We start from the raw sequence: 18,316 nt of genomic DNA on the forward strand, positions 1-18,316 counted from the left end.
AGGGTGAACAGTGGTGAACACTTTTTTATATTTCTTTGAAAAATACCTGAAATCAGAAAGAAATTATTCTTCTGGCTGGCTATTCCTTGTCAGTTTTGGCATCCATTCGATAGCAGTATCAAGGTTCAAGCTCAGATTGCTACGAATGCCCTGTTTGCTTTTCTTGCGTAAATATTGCTGGCTGTACTCTGCCAGTGCGCCCGGCATATCCATGCCAAAACGAGTCACGGAAACAGGTTTATTCAGGTTATTGCCTTTCATATAAGCAAGATAGGAGTGATAAAGGTATTTGCGGGGATTGAACGGCATAATTTCCGCATTACCGATTAATAGGCCATCAACTTCATGGGAAACAATGAGATAACCGCAAAAATCGACCAGTGGATCTGTACCACGTTTGATATCCAGTGCTTCTTCTGATTTCTGTTGCTCTGCCAGTAAACACCTTGCAGTTTGCGGATTAAGGAATCTGTGAAGCAAATGTCGGATAATCACGGGCAACTCTGCCGCTATTTTATCCCGCAGGAGTGGATCACGTTCATTTTCCGGTACAACTTCGGAAAAGTTGAAAATCACCCGACGCCGCGATACTCCGCCACTGCGATCACTGAAACTCATGGCATTATTATTTACTGCCAACACCACCGCAGGAATGCGGGTTGAATAAGGTTGTTTATGCTTCGGATCGATGGCAACTTCATCGCCGCCTGTAATTGCCTTGATGCCTGAGCCATCGCCCGCATAGCGAGTTTGGTCTGGCAAGATGATCAGCGAATAGCCGACAATCAACGCCCGTTCCCGTGGATTTTCCAGTGCTGCCATACTTGCGGAAACGGTATTACCTTTACCTGCCAGCATGGAACAAATTTCAGCAAAGATACTTTTACCACTGCCTCCGGCTCCGGTGATTTCCAGAAAAAATTGCCAGTCATAACGGTTCGCCAACACCATAAACAGCGCCGCTAGCACTCTATATGCTTTGTTTTCACAGTTGGCAGTTGCCTGATTGAGCCAGCGCCAGAATTGTGGCGCATGATCTTGCAGGGTTTCCTCCGAAAAAGGAGAAGTGAATTCAACGTCATTGGCAAGTAATAGCCAGTCATTTTTGCGGTGAGGCCGGAACTGGCAGGCTTTCAGGTCAAATACACCATTACTAAACCCAATTAAGTGGCGTTCTGGTGGTTGCATCATGGGAAGTTGTAATTTCAGGGCATCTACGGCTGAACTAATACCATGTGGCGAGTATGGTAGTTTCTCTTCCATAAAAGCAGCCACCATTTCCCGTCTTAAATCGCGGTCACTGACTGGACGCCAGATAATACCGTCATAGTGATGAACGGTTTCCGAAGCACCATCCAGTGCCAGTTCACCGTTATAACATGCCAACAATACTTCCCCGCGTTGGCTGGCTCCCATCTGGCATAATGTCAGTTTTGAAGATTCGGTATCATTATTAAGCTGAATGGCTGCTTTTTTCTTTATTGATGTCGGTTGATAAAGCCCCTGAGCAAAGGCTTGTTTTGCCGTGTCCACACCATATTGTTGTCGATAATCATCCCAATCAGCTTTTAATTCCGTAGGCGGTAGCGTTACCCATCCATTAATCGCTATGGCGGTTTTCTCTGCTGCAACCTTGCCGATATTCTTTTTCAGTCTGCCGTTTTTGTCTTGTTCTTCCGGTTCGTGCCAGTCGTTATCCGCAGCAATGATGATTCTGGAGCTTGGATACTGCGCTCTAACCTGCTCGGCAACAATCAATAAGTTACTTTCATCAATCGCTGCCAGTACCACGCTTTTATATAGTTGACTGACAGTTAAAGCTGTAGCGTAACCTTCGGTAATGATGATTGTGTCCGGCGTTCCGGTAATCTCAGTGATCGGAATAAAACTGCCTTTTTTCTGTGAACCGGAAACAAGACGTTTTTCGCCGTTCGGCTTGATGGTCTGTGCGCCCGTGATTGTGCCATCCAGCATTTGAGTGACCAGCAATAAAGAACCGTCTTTTAACAACCGCTGATTGGAGCATTGCAGCCCCTTTTTCACCAGATATTGAGATTTACCCGTAACAGCAGTGGCAACCAGTGCCGCGATACGTTCAGCAATTGGCTTAGCGTTCCTAGTCAGCGCTTTGGCTGATTTGGGTTCTGGCAAAGGCAATGCCAACGCATCTGCAACAATTTTTGCAGCCTCAAAAATCGAGATCCGGTTGGTTTTCGCCATTTAGGGTGAGTTTGGGTATGCTGTATATCAGCCATCATCGTTACCTCATTTAACGGTTATTGGTCAGACGCCTCAGATGTGTTACAGCACACTGGGGCGTTGCTTTTTATGTTATTTTTCTTAAAAAATCTCTATCTTTATGCCCTTTTGCCAAATTTCCCGATCAGCACATTTTCGCCTTGTTCCAGCATCTCCATATAGTCAGCGTACCATTGCAGCATTTCTCGGCGACCATCCAGATATTGAGCGTGGTTGTACGTGCCTCGAATGCTGTTTTTATCGACGTGCGCAAGCTGTTTTTCAACCCATGCAGTGTTGAAGTCTTGATCATGCAGAATGGTACTCATGGTGTGTCGGAAGCCGTGGCCTGTTGCTCGTCCTGAATATCCCATACGGCGGATCATGGTATTGATTGCCATATCAGATATATGCTTTCTGTAATCTGTTCGGCTTGGGAAAACGTACTGATAACTGCCGCTGATAGGCTGAATCTGCTTCAATAAATCGATAACTTGATAACTTGCTCTGATAATGGCACTACATGAGTACGGCGCATTTTCATTTTTTCGGCTGGGATTGTCCAAACAGCTTTATCTAAATCAATTTCTGACCATTCAGCTTTGCGAAGTTCTCCCGGACGAACGCCCATTAATATCAACATACGCAAAGCCGTCCTGACTATCTGGCTTCCCATATATTTATCGATAGAACGGAGAAATTCAGGTAATTCATCTACTGAAAGGTGAGCATAGTGTTCGCGTTGATGAGGGATAAAAGCACTCGCTAAATCTGGTGCTGGATTGTATTCTGCCCTGCCAGTAATAATTGCATATGTCCAAACTTCACCACAGCGTTGGCGGACTTTCTTTAATTTATCGGTGACACCTCTCTTTTCCATAATAGAAAGGAGGTCTAATAATTCGAGGGGTTTTATTTCAGCAATCGGGCGATGACCAATATAAGGAAAAACGTCTTTTTCGAAAGCGTCCATCATATCTTCACGATAACCAACAGACCACCGGTCTTTTCTTCCCTCGTACCATTCACGCGCAATGCTTTCAAAGGTGTTACTGATTTCTCCCTGAGCCACCAGTTTCTTTTGTTTTTTATCTTGGTTGGGATCAATACCTTCGGCTATCAGTTTTTTGGCTTCATCACGTTTTCTTCTGGCCTCTGCCAACGTAATAAGCGGAAAAGTACCAATAGCGAGTAACTTTTCTTTTCCTGCAATGCGGTATTTCAGTCTCCAGTATTTAGAACCGGTTGTCTTTACCAGCAGATATAAACCGCCGCCATCCGATAGCTTAAAATCTTTATCTTGGGGTTTTACTGTTTCAACTTGTCGGGCTGTTAGTTTCATATTTCCAGCATCCTTGCCCCCTCACAGTAATGGGGGTATTTTTTTAGGGGGTACAGAAAGTTACCCCTATATATACCCCCTGACTGGGGTACATTGCAATAGATGCCAGTAGACGTTAATGGAGCGTTATTTTGGAGTTTTCGTTGATTTTACAGGGGAAAGTAGACTTTAAGAGATGCTGCTAGAAGTGTAAGTGGCGGAGGAGGAGAGATTCGAACTCTCGGATGGTTTCCCATCGGCGGTTTTCAAGACCGCTGCCTTCAGCCGCTCGGCCACCCCTCCGCGATGTCGAGCACTATAAACATCACGATTCCCAATGTAAAGCATTTATCTGTTCAACTGCCGTTAATTTATTCATGACTCTGTCTGTTGGTCTATTTATTCAGCATTTTTGGTAATCTTTCTTGGGAATAGAGGTGATTTTTGCTAAATTGCAGCCATCGTTATTGGATGGTAAAAAAGTTATGTTGGTATTTGAAGGTCGTGAGATCGAAACCGATGCACAGGGTTATCTAAAAAATTACAGTGATTGGCAAGAAGCCATAGCTCCTATCATTGCTAAGCAGGAAGCGATTACTTTAACCGAACAGCATTGGGAAGTTATACGTTTTGTACGTGAATTCTATGAAGAATTTAATACTTCACCCGCTATTCGTATGTTAGTCAAAGCGATCTCTCAAAAATATGGTGAGGAGAAAGGAAATAGCCGTTACCTCTATCGCCTATTTCCTAAAGGGCCTGCAAAGCAGGCAACAAAAATTGCAGGCCTTCCTAAGCCCGTCAAATGTATTTGATTTATTTCATCCGTCGCTAATGGCGGATGCTAAAATCACTCATCTCTTCTGCTTCACAAAACTGAGATTGGAAATGTTCTATTTTGGCACTCGGTGGCCCTCCCTGCTCCAGCCAAAGTATTAACATTTTGATTTGTGCATCATTGCCGCAAGCAACAATTTTGACGCTTCCATCATTCATATTGCGGACATATCCCACCAGCTGGTTCTTCTTTGCCCAACGGTAAGTATGATAACGGAATCCAACGCCCTGCACCCTTCCGTAAACATAAATAGTAATGCTATATTCAGTCATTGTTGCATTCCTCCCAGTAAATGGTAAGAACTTTGAAATGTTAAACCCACTTTTGGTATTGTATTTTATATACGCAACAGCTAACCTAAAAATATGAGGTGGCGATCACACGCCATCTTAGTTTCAAAAATCATGCAGAAATTCCGGTTGCCGGGTGTGCGCTTGAAATTTACCTTACTGTCCTTATATAAGAGTCATTACAAGGTTTCTTTGGAGGTGACTATGATGATCGCCAGCAAATTCGGGATCGGCCAGCAAGTACGACATAGGTTGCTGGGTTATTTGGGTGTTATTGTAGATATTGATGCTGAATATTCTTCAGAACAGCCGCAGGAAAATGATATTGCATCTAATGCTACTTTACGTTCAGCACCGTGGTACCATGTTGTGATGGAAGGTGACGATGGGCAACCCGTTCAGACCTATTTAGCAGAAGCTCAATTGACTTACGAAACATCAGATGACCATCCAGAACAATCTTCTCTGGACGAGTTGGCTGAAGCGATCCGCAGTCAATTTCAAGCTCCGCGGCGGCGAAATTAAATGCTTTTATTCTAATCATAACCGTGAGGTGGTGAATAAAAAATCGCCGCCTTGTTTACTTTTCCATTCCCAAACGCGGGATTTCAATTTTGGGACAACAATCCATCACAACATCTAGCCCTGCTTTTTCTGCCAGTAATTTGGCTTCTTCATTGATAATGCCTTTTTGTAACCAAAGTACTTTAGCGCCAATGGCAATAGCTTCCTCTGCAACACCATAAGCAGCTTCTACATTGCGAAATACATCAACCATATCAACTGGCTGTTTAATATCAGATAATTGGCCTACAACGGACTGGTTCAATAAAGTTTGCCCTGACAGTTTAGGGCTGACAGGAATAACTTTGTATCCCTGATTCAGTAAGTATTCCATTACCTTATAACTTGGACGATCTGTTTTCTCACTCGCTCCGACTAACGCTATGGTTTTAACCTTTTCCAGTATATCCGCTATATATTGATCACTCATTTAACCTCCTTATATCACCCTGTGCCATTTGTCTTTTAACTTGTGTTTTTCACGGCCTGCACTGCAATCTGCGGTCTATTGGGAATAATCCATTACTCAATAAGAGATTAGGGTGATTCCATCGACAATCATCAAGGAGAAATTAACTCTCCCTATTTTAGCAGGCGTTACGCTTAAGGTTTACGCTGAACCGATACTCCCAATTGCACCAATTGATGAATGAAAATCGATGGTTTTTTCGGCTCCTGCATTAACCAAACCTGCTTTTTCGCTCGCGTCAATGCGACATATAGAAGACGACGTTCTTCCGCATCAGGGAAATCTTCAGGTTGTGGCAACAAAACCTGCTCCATCACGGATTCCCTCTCTGGTGCTGGAAAACCGTCTTTCCCCTGCTGCAACCCCAAAATAATGACATAATCCGCTTGTTGCCCTTTAGATGCATGAATTGTCATAAATTCAATTTTCAAATTCGGCCAGCGCGTAGACGCTTTTTTCAATAATTCTGGTTTGAGATGATGATAGCGTGCCAATAATAAGATGGTTTCCTGTTTGGTAACATAGCCACTCATTTTATTCAGCAATGCTTCCAACTGTTCTTCCGATAAAATCACAACCGATTTTTTATTGCCTTTTGTCAGGCTATTGAGTGGCTTGGTTAATTGATGAGGATTTTGCTGTACAAATCGGTTAGCGATTTCCCCAATACGTTCATTGAAACGATAAGTCGTATCCAACGCACATTCAGCGCCTTTCCCAAAATAGGTTGCAAATGCTGTCGTTAATGTTAATTCAGCGCCACTAAAACAATAAATCGCCTGCCAATCATCTCCCACAGCAAATAAATGGCTTCGCTTATTTTGTATTTTCAATGTTGTTAATAACTTCGCTCTCAATGGTGAAATATCTTGAAATTCATCCACCAAAATATGTTTCCACGGACTGATAAATCGACCTTTCTGTAAAATATTCACTGCCTGATGGATTAAACCAGAAAAATCAATTGCGCCTTCAGACTTCAATGCGGATTTCCAGGCTTTCAACAAAGGTGCCATAAGCCGTAGACGTTTCTGAAATACATCGATATAGATAGCAGGAGCCTGTTCAATCATCTCTTTTTGGCTACCGCCATGCATACGAATTAACTCTAGCCAACGCTCCAAACGAACTGATAAACGAGTCGTCAATGACTTATCATGCCAATATTCACCTTCCGGCAGTTGCCAATCCAATTCTTCATTCAACCATTCCCGCCAACCTTTAGCCTGTGCTTTTTTCTCTCCACACTGTTTTTGCCATTCTTGAATGAGAAAATCCCGGCGTTTTTGAGCATCAGTTTCCAACTCGCTAATTTTCGGTGACTTATTGCTGCCTTGTTGAATAATATGCAATGCCAAAGCATGAAATGTTTTTGCTTTTATTTCTTTTGTTCCCAAACGTGCCTGAATACGTTCATTCATTTCATCAGCAGCCTGACGACCAAAAGCCAGCAGCAAAATTTGCTCAGGAAGGGCTTGTTGACGTAACAATAACCATCCAGCACGAGCAACCAAAACAGAGGTTTTTCCGCTACCCGCACCAGCCAATACCAGAATATTCTGTTCACCATTAATAACCGTCTGACACTGAGAACGATTAAGTGGTGATGTTTCTATTGTCTGGAAAAATTGCCCATATTGCACCAATATGTGATCAATCCATTGCTGGTTCAGCGTTTGAATTGTTTTTTCACCATTATCCAACCAATCCAGACAGGTCTTATAATTGTCACGACAATTTTCAAATTGTGCAATTCGTTGTAATGGTAAAGGTAAAGCCTGAAATGTTTCTTGGATTTGCTGCTGCACAGAAGCTAAATCGGTGGTTTTCAGCCAGCGATTTTGTTGTTTGATTTTAACTATTTCATTCACTTGAGCCGCCAAGGCATCAGCACTGACATCACTCATGTCAAGGCTCCACGTTTGCCATTCCTTTAATAAGTAATGATAAAAACGTTGTGTTTGCTGCCATTCAGTACCATGCAGACGAACCACTTTTCCTTCTGGTAATTCAAATTCCAGTTCCCCCCAGACAATCCCTCGCTTACACTGAATACCAATTAATTGATTAAATGGAATAAGGTACTGGTGTCTGTCACCACTGACTTCAATGCCAGCATTAAGTAGACGTACCCGATTATAAGGGTGCTGAGCGAGGCGTTGGCCGATTTGCGTTGATTTTAGTTCCATTGTCGTGGCACCGTACCTGAAAATTGTTGAACTACTTCATCACGTAAATGTTGTTAGGGGTATTTTGTGCTAACGGTTTTATCCAGCTCCCGCCATTTCCTGTATAACAGTCACACCCTCTATTATATCCGTATATTCATTGCACTAACAGGAACCACACTTATCCCTTGGTTATTAGGGGAAGAACTTAAAATAACAATTCCACTGCTATTAGGTGTCGTTGCCGCAGCATTAACAGATTTAGATGACCGTTTGGTCGGGCGTCTGCGCAATCTCACCATTACCTTAATCTCTTTCTTTATCGCTTCCGCTTCTATTACCCTATTGTTTCCTTATCCATGGCTTTTTATGCTTGGTTTGGCGGTATCTACTTGTGGCTTTATCTTGCTTGGTGCATTGGGACAACGTTACGCTACCATCGCCTTTGGTGCTTTGTTGATTGCTATTTATACCATGCTCGGTTCGTCAATATTTCCTATCTGGTACCAACAGCCTTTATTACTGCTCACCGGGGCAATCTGGTACAACTTGCTGACATTAACAGGCCATTTACTATTTCCTATTCGCCCCTTGCAAGAAAATTTAGCACGCTGTTATCAGCAGCTTTCAGCGTATCTCTATGCCAAAACAAGCCTGTTTGATCCCGACTCTGAGGCCGAGGAATATAAACAATCTGTGTTTGATGTTGCCATGGCAAACAGTGCGTTAGTCGCAACGCTCAATCAGGCCAAGAGTTCTTTACTAAGTCGTTTGAAAGGAGATAGAGGGCAGCGAGGTACTCGCCATACATTGCATTATTATTTTGTCGCTCAAGATATCCATGAACGTGCCAGTTCATCCCATGTTCGGTATCAAAAACTAAGAGAAGTATTTCGCCACAGTGATATTATGTTCCGCGTTCAGCGGCTGCTTTCCATGCAAGCCAGAGCATGTGAACAGGTTTCACAATCTATTATCCTGCGTAAGCAATATCAACATAACCCACGTTTTGAAAACGCATTCAGCTACCTTGAAAGCTCTATTGAGCGTTTGAAAAATCAGCAAGGCACTGATGCTAAGATTATGGCATTTGACAATTTATTGAAAAATTTACGGGCCATTGATGCCCAATTAGCAGGGCTAGGTTCAGATCAATATCTTCTTCCCCAAAACGCCTCTTCAAAAGATAAACAAGAAGAAACACAGTTATCCGAGGAAGCTTTAACTGGCTGGCGTGATATAGGGTTTAGGATTCGAAGTAACTTGACACCAAAATCTGCCCTCTTCCGCCATGCTATTCGCATGTCTGCCTTGTTATGTACTGGTTATGCCATTATTCAGCTATTTGATTTGCAACGCGGGTATTGGATCTTGCTAACCAGTCTATTTGTCTGCCAGCCAAATTATAGTGCCACACGTCGCCGTCTGGCTTTGCGTGTTATTGGTACACTGGCGGGGATTCTAATTGGCCTGCCAATTCTCTATTTTGTCCCTTCCATTGAAGGTCAATTAGTGTTGATTGTTATTTCTGGCATGCTGTTCTTCGTCTTTCGCAATAGCCAATATGCACATGCAACGCTATTTATCACTTTGCTGGTATTACTGAGTTTTAATTTATTAGGCGAAGGATTTGAAGTGGCGCTACCAAGAATCATTGATACGTTAATAGGCTGTGGTATTGCTTTACTTGCTGTTAGTTTCATCTGGCCTGATTGGAAATTCCGTCAATTACCTCAGGTGATTACCCGAACAATGGGAGCCAATTGCCGCTATCTCAGTGCGATTGTAACGCAATACCATCAGGGCAAGAGCAATAGCCTGAATTATCGGATCGCCCGTCGTCAAGCCCATAATTGTGATGCTGAATTGGCATCAGTAATTTCAAATATGGCATCGGAGCCAAAAAACTATCGCATTTCTCAAGAAGCCGCTTTTCGCTTACTGTGCCTCAATCACACCATGTTAAGCTACATTTCCGCATTGGGTGCCCATCGCGATAAACTCAATGATCCAGCAATATTGGATATTCTTAATGATGCAATCTGTTACGTTGAATCCACCTTAAAACAGTCCACCTTAAAACAAGGCGAAATGAATAGTGATGCACTGCAATTTGCAGTGAACCATTTGGTGGAAAAAATCAATCTGGCACCTTCTGAAAGTAACAGTAAAATTCAACTTGTGTTACAGCAAATAGGATTGCTCATCGAATTACTACCTGAATTTGTTAGTTTAACTAAGCAAATTAGTGAACAAGAACCTCGCTAAAAAGTCATTTCGCAGGGGCAATGATGCCCCTAATGACATGACGAAATCACTTTCCCAATTAATGTAATAAATACTGTTATAAAACCACTACAAAATAAACAACACGAATAAATATTCTCTTATTTTTCAAGATAAAGTGATATTTACAAATATTAACACTACAAGTGTTTATTTTTGATATTGATTACATGCAAAACTCCTGTAGAGTCGCAAATCTAAAAAATAAAAAATCACTACATTAATTTGTTCTATTTTTTATTAATAACAAGACCTATCACATTCAGGTTTATCAATACATGGAAAACAATATGGAAGAAACAATCGCCATTGCGAAATACCCTATCGGTCTTGATCCGGAAAATCTTTTTGTTGCGCCTAAACTTAATTATGCCTTTATACGTATGAATAATATTTGTAATGCAAGTTGCGAATTTTGCGATGTATGGCAAACCGCCCAAGTTGATGCACACAAAAAAATAGATATGATTAAACTTTGGCAAGAATTAGAAACACTTTCACCGCAGGAAGTCAACATTCATGGTGGAGAAGCTTTCTTATCAAAAGATTTTCTGGCAATTTTAGATTGTAATAAAAACACCCCGATTTCCATCACAACAAATGGAACTGCTTTATCAAAAAAGATCTTCAATCGTGTACAAAGCAAGAGCCATCTCGTCAGAAAGTTTTACATTTCAATCGATCATGTGGAGCCTGAAAAAAATGGTGATTCACGTGGTATTCGTTGGTTAACCAATAATCTTTATGATGCAATGCAATATATTAAGCAGGAGATACCAGGTTCTGTTATTGTTGTCAATCATGTCGTTACTTCATTGAATTACGATACCATTGATAAATTTCTACTTAAAATGGCCGAACTGAATGTTGATGGCGTTAATCTTATTCCGATCAAAGATTATCCTCTATTGTTCTTGAATACTGTTCAAATTAATTTATTTATGCAGAAGATTAACTCCCTACTGGAAAGCAAACAAATTCCACGCCATTTATTCATGGATGCCAATTACGAAATTTTCGGTCGTAATGAGGAGGACTATCAGCGCGCGGAAATGGGCCATTATAATGCTTCCAGCAAAAAAGCATGTGCCATTCCGCTGACAACGTTATTTATTGATGCTGTAACGGGCAATGTTTATCCTTGCGATACTACAATGTATCGACCAAACCCCGAACAATATATTATGGGCAATGTTTTGGAAAATTCACTGCACGATATTTGGCATGGCGAAAAATTCTCTCTGTTCCGTAAAAAAATGTATCCTGTAATTACCTGCGATTGTATTAAAGGCTGTGATCCTGCCAATAGATTAAGGTAAAACTATGTCTCTAGAAATACATATCAATAATCAGGTTAGTTTTCATCGCGGGAAGCCGACTATTTTTTGTATGCCGGATATCAAAGACAGTGAACGTTTTATTCGTCTCTGTTATCAACATAATTTAAATATTATTTTGCTGATCAAGAAAAAATGGCTGGATTCAACGGATTGCTCTTTAGCATTGGCATATTTGGTGATTGATGATCCGCTGGCTGACAATGGCTGTAAAAGAATCATATCAGCACTGAAACAGGTCAAAGACACACTGGCAATTATCACAGATCCTATTCAAATTAACTATTTTATGGCGTTTTCTGAGCTTCATGTTGAATTGATGGCGACTATCGCAGCTTATATTAACCAAGATCCTCACATAATTGATGTAGCGCAATCATTTAGAGATAAATGGATAATGCGTAAGGTTGCCAATGAACATGGGCTTGCTTGCCCTCAATTTACTCTGGCTTCAGAAATGCTCACTTCTAGCGAACATTTTCAAACTTTTACCGCATCAGTCGAGCAATCTGCCAGATATAAAGGCAATAAAGTCGGTTTTATTGTAAAACCACGCTCATTCTGGGGTTCTATGGGAGTGACAGAATATTCTGACTGTACCTCTTTGCTCTGCGCATTACAGAAACTTGATACACCTGAAGAGTATCTGGTTGAAGAGAAAATCCAAGGTAAGCTACTGCATGTTGATACGGCTGTATTACAGCATAAAATTATCTATCAAAGTATTGGAGCTTACGCCTGTTCACTACTCTCTTCCAATCAAACAGAACCCGGTCATTTTATGTGGCATACTATGCTGCCAGACTCTCCAGACAGCCATAGACTGTTTGAGTTTAACCAGCAAGTATTACAGGCATTCAACCTTGAATACGGTTTCACTCATACTGAAATTTTTATTGAAGAAAATACCAATAATCTCATACTTTGCGAGACAGCATCACGTCCACCAGGGCTGAGATTATTCGACCTTCATGCACTCGCTTATAATAAACATGCCTTTGATACCTTTATCGATGCCTTGATCTCACCCTCATCTGCTTGTGCATCTTCTATTGGCAAAGAATCTTCTTTTTCCATAGAACACTCAGATGCCAATTGCATTGGCATGATCATTTTTAACCCACCAATTGGCAAAGTAGAATCTCTGACTCCCATAGAAGAAATTATTGATGAACATGTCATTGAATGGGAACAGTATGCAAAAACGGGTAGTTATTTTACCAACACTCATTACACTGAAAAAATGGGATATATTATTTGCTCAGCTAAAAATGAACATGAATGTATGAAGCATTTAAAAAATTACAATACTAAATTTCATTATATAACCATAAAGCAAGATTAAAATGATGATAAGATATTTGTTTCTTATTTCTTTATTTATTAATGGTGTTGGTTCAAGTATTCTTGCGGTTGGATACCCCTATATATTATTATCTGAAAACACACCAATGACATACTATTATGCCAACATGGGTGTCATATTTCTATTTACATCCATTGGTGCTTTGTTGTGGGGATATAAGATAGATTATTCAGCAGACATTTGGAAGTTTCGTATCGTTATATTACTGATTGAAATTTTCAGCACTTTGTCACTGTTGATATTGTTACTGATTAAAATAGAGTTTTCTCCTATTATGCTGCTTTTATTTATTTCATTATTGGAGTTTCTTTTTGCCTATGAGATTCCTTGGTCACGTGTTGCCTGGCATGAACTTAATGACTGGACAGAGCAACAGGGTGGTAAACACTTGAATGTATCTCTCTATATTGTTATTGCCACTTCGCTTATTTCAGCCCTTGGCCCTGGATTTGGTGCTTTACTGGGAATTACTCAAGGGATCGATACGATTGTAACTATCAAATTAATTTCTCTGCTTCCTTATTTTTATGTCTGCTATCTTATGATGAAAATGAAGGTAAAACGTACAGCGGAGCAAAAATCTCAGTTAACTGTTGGGATACGTTCTGTATTTCAGCAGAGCTATTATAAAACATTTGCCATGGCTGTCGTCTTCACTATTTTTTCCAATGCGTTTTTGATGGTTGCACTCCCCGTTATTGTTATGGGAAGTTTGGCAGATAAAAGCTATGGGTTGGTTACTCTGTTCTATTTATTCAGTGCCTTGATACCTATTTTCTGCACAACATTACTCAGTAAAACAAGCGTTGATAATCGTATCCAACGTTATCCCATATCAATATTTATTGGTATGTTTATATTTGGCATTTTGTTTTTTCAACTACAACCTTTTTATGCAAAATCCTTTTTTTATTTGCTCTATAACGTTGCAATAATTTATTTCAATGTATTAATTACTAATATTATTTATCAAAAAGGATTAGAGATGCAACAAGGCCGTCTGTTTTCTTTATTTCAGGTAACAATGAATTTTTCATTCCCAATAGCTGCAATCACGGTATCCATTGCTCCTGATTCCACACAATATTTTTTACCCGTGATTGGTTTCTCGATACTTTTACTCATTGCAATAGCTGTTTTTTTAATAATTCAAATGAATAAAGTGCCTGCTCCGGTACATGATTGGCACAAGTGATTTTAATAAAAAACATTCATTATTAGGATAATAATATGTCATATCTTAGACCTTATCTCGGTAACACCAAGATTGCTGATAATGTAGGGCTTCGCTTGCAAACTGCCCTTGAGAATAAAGCAGTATTCAGATATGCCACAGAGAGCCAATATTGTTGTCAGGCAGAAAAGCTATTACAAAATATCCTGCATACCCGGCATGCTATTCTACTCACAAATGGTACAGTTGCTCTCAAAGCTGCTTTACTTGGACTCAGGCCACAAATAGGGCAATGGGTTCTCATTCCTTCTATCTCATTTATCGCTACTGCCAATGCTGTACTCAGTTGCGGGTTAATTCCTGTTCTCGTTGATGTTGATGACAATGGCATGATGTGCCCAGAAGCATTAAACAAAATTTTAAATCAAATGGATACCAAACCTCTGGCGGTAATTATCGTTCACTTGGAAGGTACTCCGGCTTCAATTACTGAAATCTCCCAGATTTGCCAACAAAATAATATGCATCTGATTGAAGATTGTGCACAAGCTATGGGCGTGAAATATCAAAATCAGCCTGTAGGCACGTTTGGCGAGTATGGCTGTTTCAGTTTTCAGGCCAATAAATTAATCAGCAGTGGTGAGGGAGGCTTGCTTATTGCCAAAAATAGTTCACTGTTCATAAATGCCTGTATGATGACCGACCACGGTGCTGAACGTACAGAAGAGGGCTATCCGGATTGGAGCAACAGTATTGGTTTTGGTGACAACAGTAAATTCAATGAAATACAAGCTGCATTGCTGATTTATCAATTGGAAAATATCGAACAGTTTCGCACTTTATTAATAGAACGTTACCAAGAAATACTGAAACATCTTCCCACTGATTGGGTCACTCCACGCCCAGAAGGTACGATACCGGTATCTGTCTGGTTAAAACGCAACAAATTGCCCAAAGATCGTGTTAACTCAATACTGTTATATGATTGGAAAGCATGGGATTTGGCTAATCATCCGATTATAAAAAATCAGCTTTCTCCCTATTCTGATCGCTTCCCTTGGAGTCTGCAAAAAAATCCATTCCCTGTATCTGAATTGGAGAAACACAATGCAATTGTGAGTGACCGAATTTGTCTGCCAGTGCCGATTGATAATGCGATTTATGGAGATGTTTTACAGTGGGTTATGGAAGGAAATCGGTCATGAGATTAGACAATCCTTTTTTCACCCAATTCAACTATAACAACCTACCTGTCCAATATGTTCTGGGAGGTTCTTGTATCTGTTACGCAAAAGGTGTTCCTGCCCGACTTTCACTACAAGATTTGATTGATTCTGTAATACCAACAATCATCGCTTCACAACACAATGCGCCTGTTTATCTCTATTTTCAGTCCCATGAAGCGATCATGATGGCGGATTTATTGCATTTTGATCCTCAACACGCGAACCACAAGACAATGAGGGAATGGTTGGAAGCCGGCATTATTTATACTTTGGAACAGCTTAACATTCCTTTACCGCCAATTTATTGGGTGGATACATCCGAAGATAAGTTTCGCCAACATATTGATCGGTTGGTTCCCCATTTCAAGGCTGTTTTACCGACATCAATGCTATATGGTCTCTATGCCAAAACACCGGATGCAATTTATCCGCAGGGAACAGATGAAGAATCAATGATATTGGATGTGTATTACCGCAATATTACCCTTTATACCCCTGAATTTCTCAGCGCGGCACTTGAAATTCCGCCAGAACAAGTGCTGTTTGTGGAAAATACTACGCAACAAAAAGCAATCCAGATTTACTATCGTGCGATTGGGCAGAATTGCAATATATTGCTTTACGCTCCAACACCAAATACACAAGGTAAGGAAATGTGTTTGGGCAATAGCAATCATAAAATTGAGTTACGTCATACCGCAAAACAGATCATGCACCGTGCCGCTAAAATTGGTCATGACGATTATTATAAGGCTGTCTTTGCCCTGCATTCTATTGTAGATATCATGCAAGGCTGGCAATCAAGGGTACTGGGTAATGAAGCATAAGACCATTGTTGTTGTTAGAGGAACACCAGCAAGTGGCAAGTCCACAGCGTGTAACCAATTAAAAGATGCCATGCTGGCGCAAGGGTTAACTGTTTCCTATTTACCGTGGGATACCTTTCATCATTTTGTCGAACCAAGATCACATCTTACGCAAAAAATTATCATGGAAGATACTTTGCGATTATTAAAGGTTGCTGATGATTGCCTTGATGCAGGTAGTGATTTGATCATTCTGGATGGCGTATTTATTTATCCTGAAGAAATTGATGCTATCCATTCCCTATTTACACAAAAAAATATCCGAATTTTGCATTATCGGCTCGTCGCGCAGGAGCCAACGCTTATTACTCGTAATCAGGAACGAGCTATAGAAGATCGTTTGCCTGTATCTCGTATCAGAGAAGTCGCTCAAGATAATTTGTGGAATGACAATTTACCCCATGAAACTTTGCTGGATAGCTCGAAATATTCACCAGACAGTATTGCGGCACTGATAAGCCAAGCAATTATGCAACAACCTTTATCCGTGAACTCTTTTGCCAATCCAACCACTTCACATTTATGGCGTCTGGGAACAGTACTACGTTACCCAGAGTTCAAACATTTTGAACATGTTGATCTGGTCTGGCAAAAAAACCACCAACAATGGCAAAGCAATACTTTCTTCGATTTCACTTTTACAGCTAGAGAAGAAAAAGTGCTATTGTCTTTTTTAAAGCAGCAACCTGTTTCCTTTAAGTATCTGAATACTGAATCCCATGCCTATTTCTATCTACATAATTTAGCGCAACAGCACGGTTTACAATGTCATGAAGAAAGTAAATGGCAAGCACCCATTATTAATATGCCTTCCAAGACAAATGTGGTTGATTTTTTGAACCAACATTCCACACGATTAAAACGCAGCCTTAAGAAGGCTCGCACCTACCATACCACCACCCGTTATAGCACTTCAGGTCAAACGGAACAGCTATGGCAAGATGCGCTATATATCGATGCCCAAGGCTGGAAAGTCACTCAACAGAGCGATATGCGTAGCCTGAGCCGTGAAGATCTCCAGTATCTTCCTGGTTTGTTATCCAAAAGTAGCCAATATCATCTGGCGGTCACTTATGACGACAAGGGCACTCCTGGTGCTTGGTCCTTGATGATAAATAATGGTTCAGATCAATGGTATGCTGCTAAATGGGGTTGCAGTAATCAAGGCAGAGAAATGTCAATGGGGATTAATTGCCTGATTAGTCATCTGGAAAGGCTTTATTGCCCTTACACTGGTCTTCAGGTTGATCTATGGGGCAGAGAAAATGAATTCTATGACCAATTAGCCAATGAGTATATTGAGCGACTTCATCTCAGGATCACGCCATGATATCCCATCGCAATATACTGCATTCGGACAATATAATAAGCTATGACTGTTCTGTGCGGTTTTTTTTCCGTGAAGATCTAAAAGCCGTGGCTCCTCAGGGTTACTGCCTGTTGCCAGAATGGATATGCCAAAGTATGGTTGAATCCATTTACGCCGCCAATTGGCAGCCACTTTTCTACCCTGTTCTGCCACCTGCGCAGGCCAGCATGATTTTACAAGCAGATATTCAAGCCATGGTTGAAATGCTAAACCGCCTTCCACAACCATGTGCTGTACTTCTCGCTCATCCTTTAGGTTATATTGACCCAGGATGTATGGAATTTCTGCAAAAAACGCAAAATACCCACAATGTCCATGTATTTTTGGATCTTTCTCAAGGCTATGGAAGGCAGGATTGCTTACCAGAAATCCAGCATGTTCATGCCGCTTATTATTCTTTCAATGGCAACAAACTTATCCGTACAGGTGGGGCATTACGCCTTTGCCTAACTGGTAGGGAGAATATTCCCCTTTCTGTCAGAAATATTTTCACTGATTTTTATGTCACTGCTGAAGAAAAATTTACAGCATTGAGGGACTATCTAAAATCCCATCTCATTGAAGATGAGATACGCGATATTTCACTATATGCTTCCCACCAATCAAGCCCCTATCGCACTGTATTAAATTGGGAAAAATGTTCTTCTTCTCTGCAAACATTACTTAAACGTCAGGGATTAGTGCAACCATTACTCGCTGAACCCAGACAAGAAAAAGGGCGCTCAAGCTCAAGTAGTTATCATCAGTGGTGTGAGAAAGTTATGTTGATGTTCAGTTCACCAAGAGTTGAATGGAGTTTGTAAA

Annotated in this window: 14 protein-coding genes, 1 tRNA gene and 1 pseudogene; 10 read left to right on the plus strand and 6 right to left on the minus strand. The window is 40.8% G+C overall.

The genetic code is table 11. From position 1 onward, the window contains the following. Positions 1-63: 63 nt before the first annotated feature. The 3 genes and pseudogenes from PSI14_RS10985 to PSI14_RS10995 form a co-directional block, all read right to left on the minus strand. Positions 64-2,220 carry a toprim domain-containing protein gene (locus PSI14_RS10985; protein ID WP_273575922.1) on the minus strand — a complete coding sequence of 719 codons (2,157 nt, stop codon included), beginning with the start codon at positions 2,218-2,220 and terminating at the stop codon, positions 64-66. Positions 2,221-2,357: 137 nt separating this feature from the next. Further along, positions 2,358-3,580, minus strand: a pseudogene (locus PSI14_RS10990) (tyrosine-type recombinase/integrase). 194 nt (positions 3,581-3,774) lie between these two features. Further along, a tRNA-Ser gene (locus tag PSI14_RS10995) sits at positions 3,775-3,862 on the minus strand. A 182-nt stretch (positions 3,863-4,044) separates the two neighbouring features. Here PSI14_RS10995 and tusE point away from each other — a divergent pair. Continuing rightward, positions 4,045-4,374 carry a sulfurtransferase TusE gene (gene tusE / locus PSI14_RS11000; RefSeq protein WP_273576001.1) on the plus strand — a complete coding sequence of 110 codons (330 nt, stop codon included), beginning with the start codon at positions 4,045-4,047 and terminating at the stop codon, positions 4,372-4,374. A gap of 16 nt (positions 4,375-4,390) precedes the next feature. Here the strand turns inward: tusE and yccX are convergent, their stop codons facing one another. Beyond that, positions 4,391-4,669 carry an acylphosphatase gene (gene yccX / locus PSI14_RS11005; RefSeq protein ID WP_273575923.1) on the minus strand — a complete coding sequence of 93 codons (279 nt, stop codon included), beginning with the start codon at positions 4,667-4,669 and terminating at the stop codon, positions 4,391-4,393. A 222-nt stretch (positions 4,670-4,891) separates the two neighbouring features. On the opposite strand from yccX, the gene hspQ reads away from it, so the two are divergent. Then, positions 4,892-5,212 carry a heat shock protein HspQ gene (gene hspQ / locus PSI14_RS11010; RefSeq protein ID WP_273553749.1) on the plus strand — a complete coding sequence of 107 codons (321 nt, stop codon included), beginning with the start codon at positions 4,892-4,894 and terminating at the stop codon, positions 5,210-5,212. A gap of 55 nt (positions 5,213-5,267) precedes the next feature. Here hspQ and PSI14_RS11015 read toward each other — a convergent pair whose 3' ends face one another. After that, on the minus strand, positions 5,268-5,681 hold the full coding sequence (locus tag PSI14_RS11015) for a CoA-binding protein (RefSeq protein WP_273575924.1): 414 nt from the start codon (positions 5,679-5,681) through the stop codon (positions 5,268-5,270). A 173-nt stretch (positions 5,682-5,854) separates the two neighbouring features. Beyond that, on the minus strand, positions 5,855-7,909 hold the full coding sequence (gene helD, locus PSI14_RS11020; protein WP_273575925.1) for a DNA helicase IV: 2,055 nt from the start codon (positions 7,907-7,909) through the stop codon (positions 5,855-5,857). A gap of 66 nt (positions 7,910-7,975) precedes the next feature. Here helD and yccS point away from each other — a divergent pair, with 66 nt between their 5' ends. The 8 genes from yccS to PSI14_RS11060 all read left to right on the plus strand — a co-directional run bounded on the left by yccS (position 7,976) and on the right by PSI14_RS11060 (position 18,315). Then, on the plus strand, positions 7,976-10,156 hold the full coding sequence (gene yccS / locus PSI14_RS11025; protein WP_273575926.1) for a YccS family putative transporter: 2,181 nt from the start codon (positions 7,976-7,978) through the stop codon (positions 10,154-10,156). 308 nt (positions 10,157-10,464) lie between these two features. Then, positions 10,465-11,493, plus strand: a complete 1,029-nt coding sequence (locus PSI14_RS11030; RefSeq protein WP_273575927.1) for a radical SAM protein — start codon at positions 10,465-10,467, stop codon at positions 11,491-11,493. 4 nt (positions 11,494-11,497) lie between these two features. Continuing rightward, positions 11,498-12,856, plus strand: coding sequence for an ATP-grasp domain-containing protein (locus tag PSI14_RS11035; RefSeq protein WP_273575928.1), 1,359 nt, complete (start codon positions 11,498-11,500; stop codon positions 12,854-12,856). A 1-nt stretch (position 12,857) separates the two neighbouring features. Further along, a complete protein-coding gene (locus PSI14_RS11040) occupies positions 12,858-14,072 on the plus strand; it encodes an MFS transporter (RefSeq protein WP_273575929.1) in 1,215 nt (404 codons plus the stop codon). A 35-nt stretch (positions 14,073-14,107) separates the two neighbouring features. Continuing rightward, positions 14,108-15,256, plus strand: coding sequence for a DegT/DnrJ/EryC1/StrS family aminotransferase (locus tag PSI14_RS11045; protein ID WP_273575930.1), 1,149 nt, complete (start codon positions 14,108-14,110; stop codon positions 15,254-15,256). Further along, positions 15,253-16,104 (plus strand): hypothetical protein, encoded by an 852-nt coding sequence (locus tag PSI14_RS11050; protein ID WP_273575931.1) that lies wholly within the window; start codon positions 15,253-15,255, stop codon positions 16,102-16,104. The genes PSI14_RS11045 and PSI14_RS11050 overlap by 4 nt, the downstream gene beginning before the upstream one ends. After that, positions 16,094-17,473 carry a P-loop nucleotide/nucleoside kinase family protein gene (locus PSI14_RS11055; RefSeq protein ID WP_273575932.1) on the plus strand — a complete coding sequence of 460 codons (1,380 nt, stop codon included), beginning with the start codon at positions 16,094-16,096 and terminating at the stop codon, positions 17,471-17,473. The genes PSI14_RS11050 and PSI14_RS11055 overlap by 11 nt, the downstream gene beginning before the upstream one ends. Then, positions 17,470-18,315, plus strand: coding sequence for a hypothetical protein (locus PSI14_RS11060; protein ID WP_273575933.1), 846 nt, complete (start codon positions 17,470-17,472; stop codon positions 18,313-18,315). Before PSI14_RS11055 ends, PSI14_RS11060 begins: the two co-directional genes overlap by 4 nt. Position 18,316 lies beyond the last annotated feature (1 nt).

Origin of the sequence: Xenorhabdus anantnagensis, from assembly GCF_028598555.1 — a bacterium.
Lineage (GTDB): Bacteria > Pseudomonadota > Gammaproteobacteria > Enterobacterales > Enterobacteriaceae > Xenorhabdus > Xenorhabdus anantnagensis.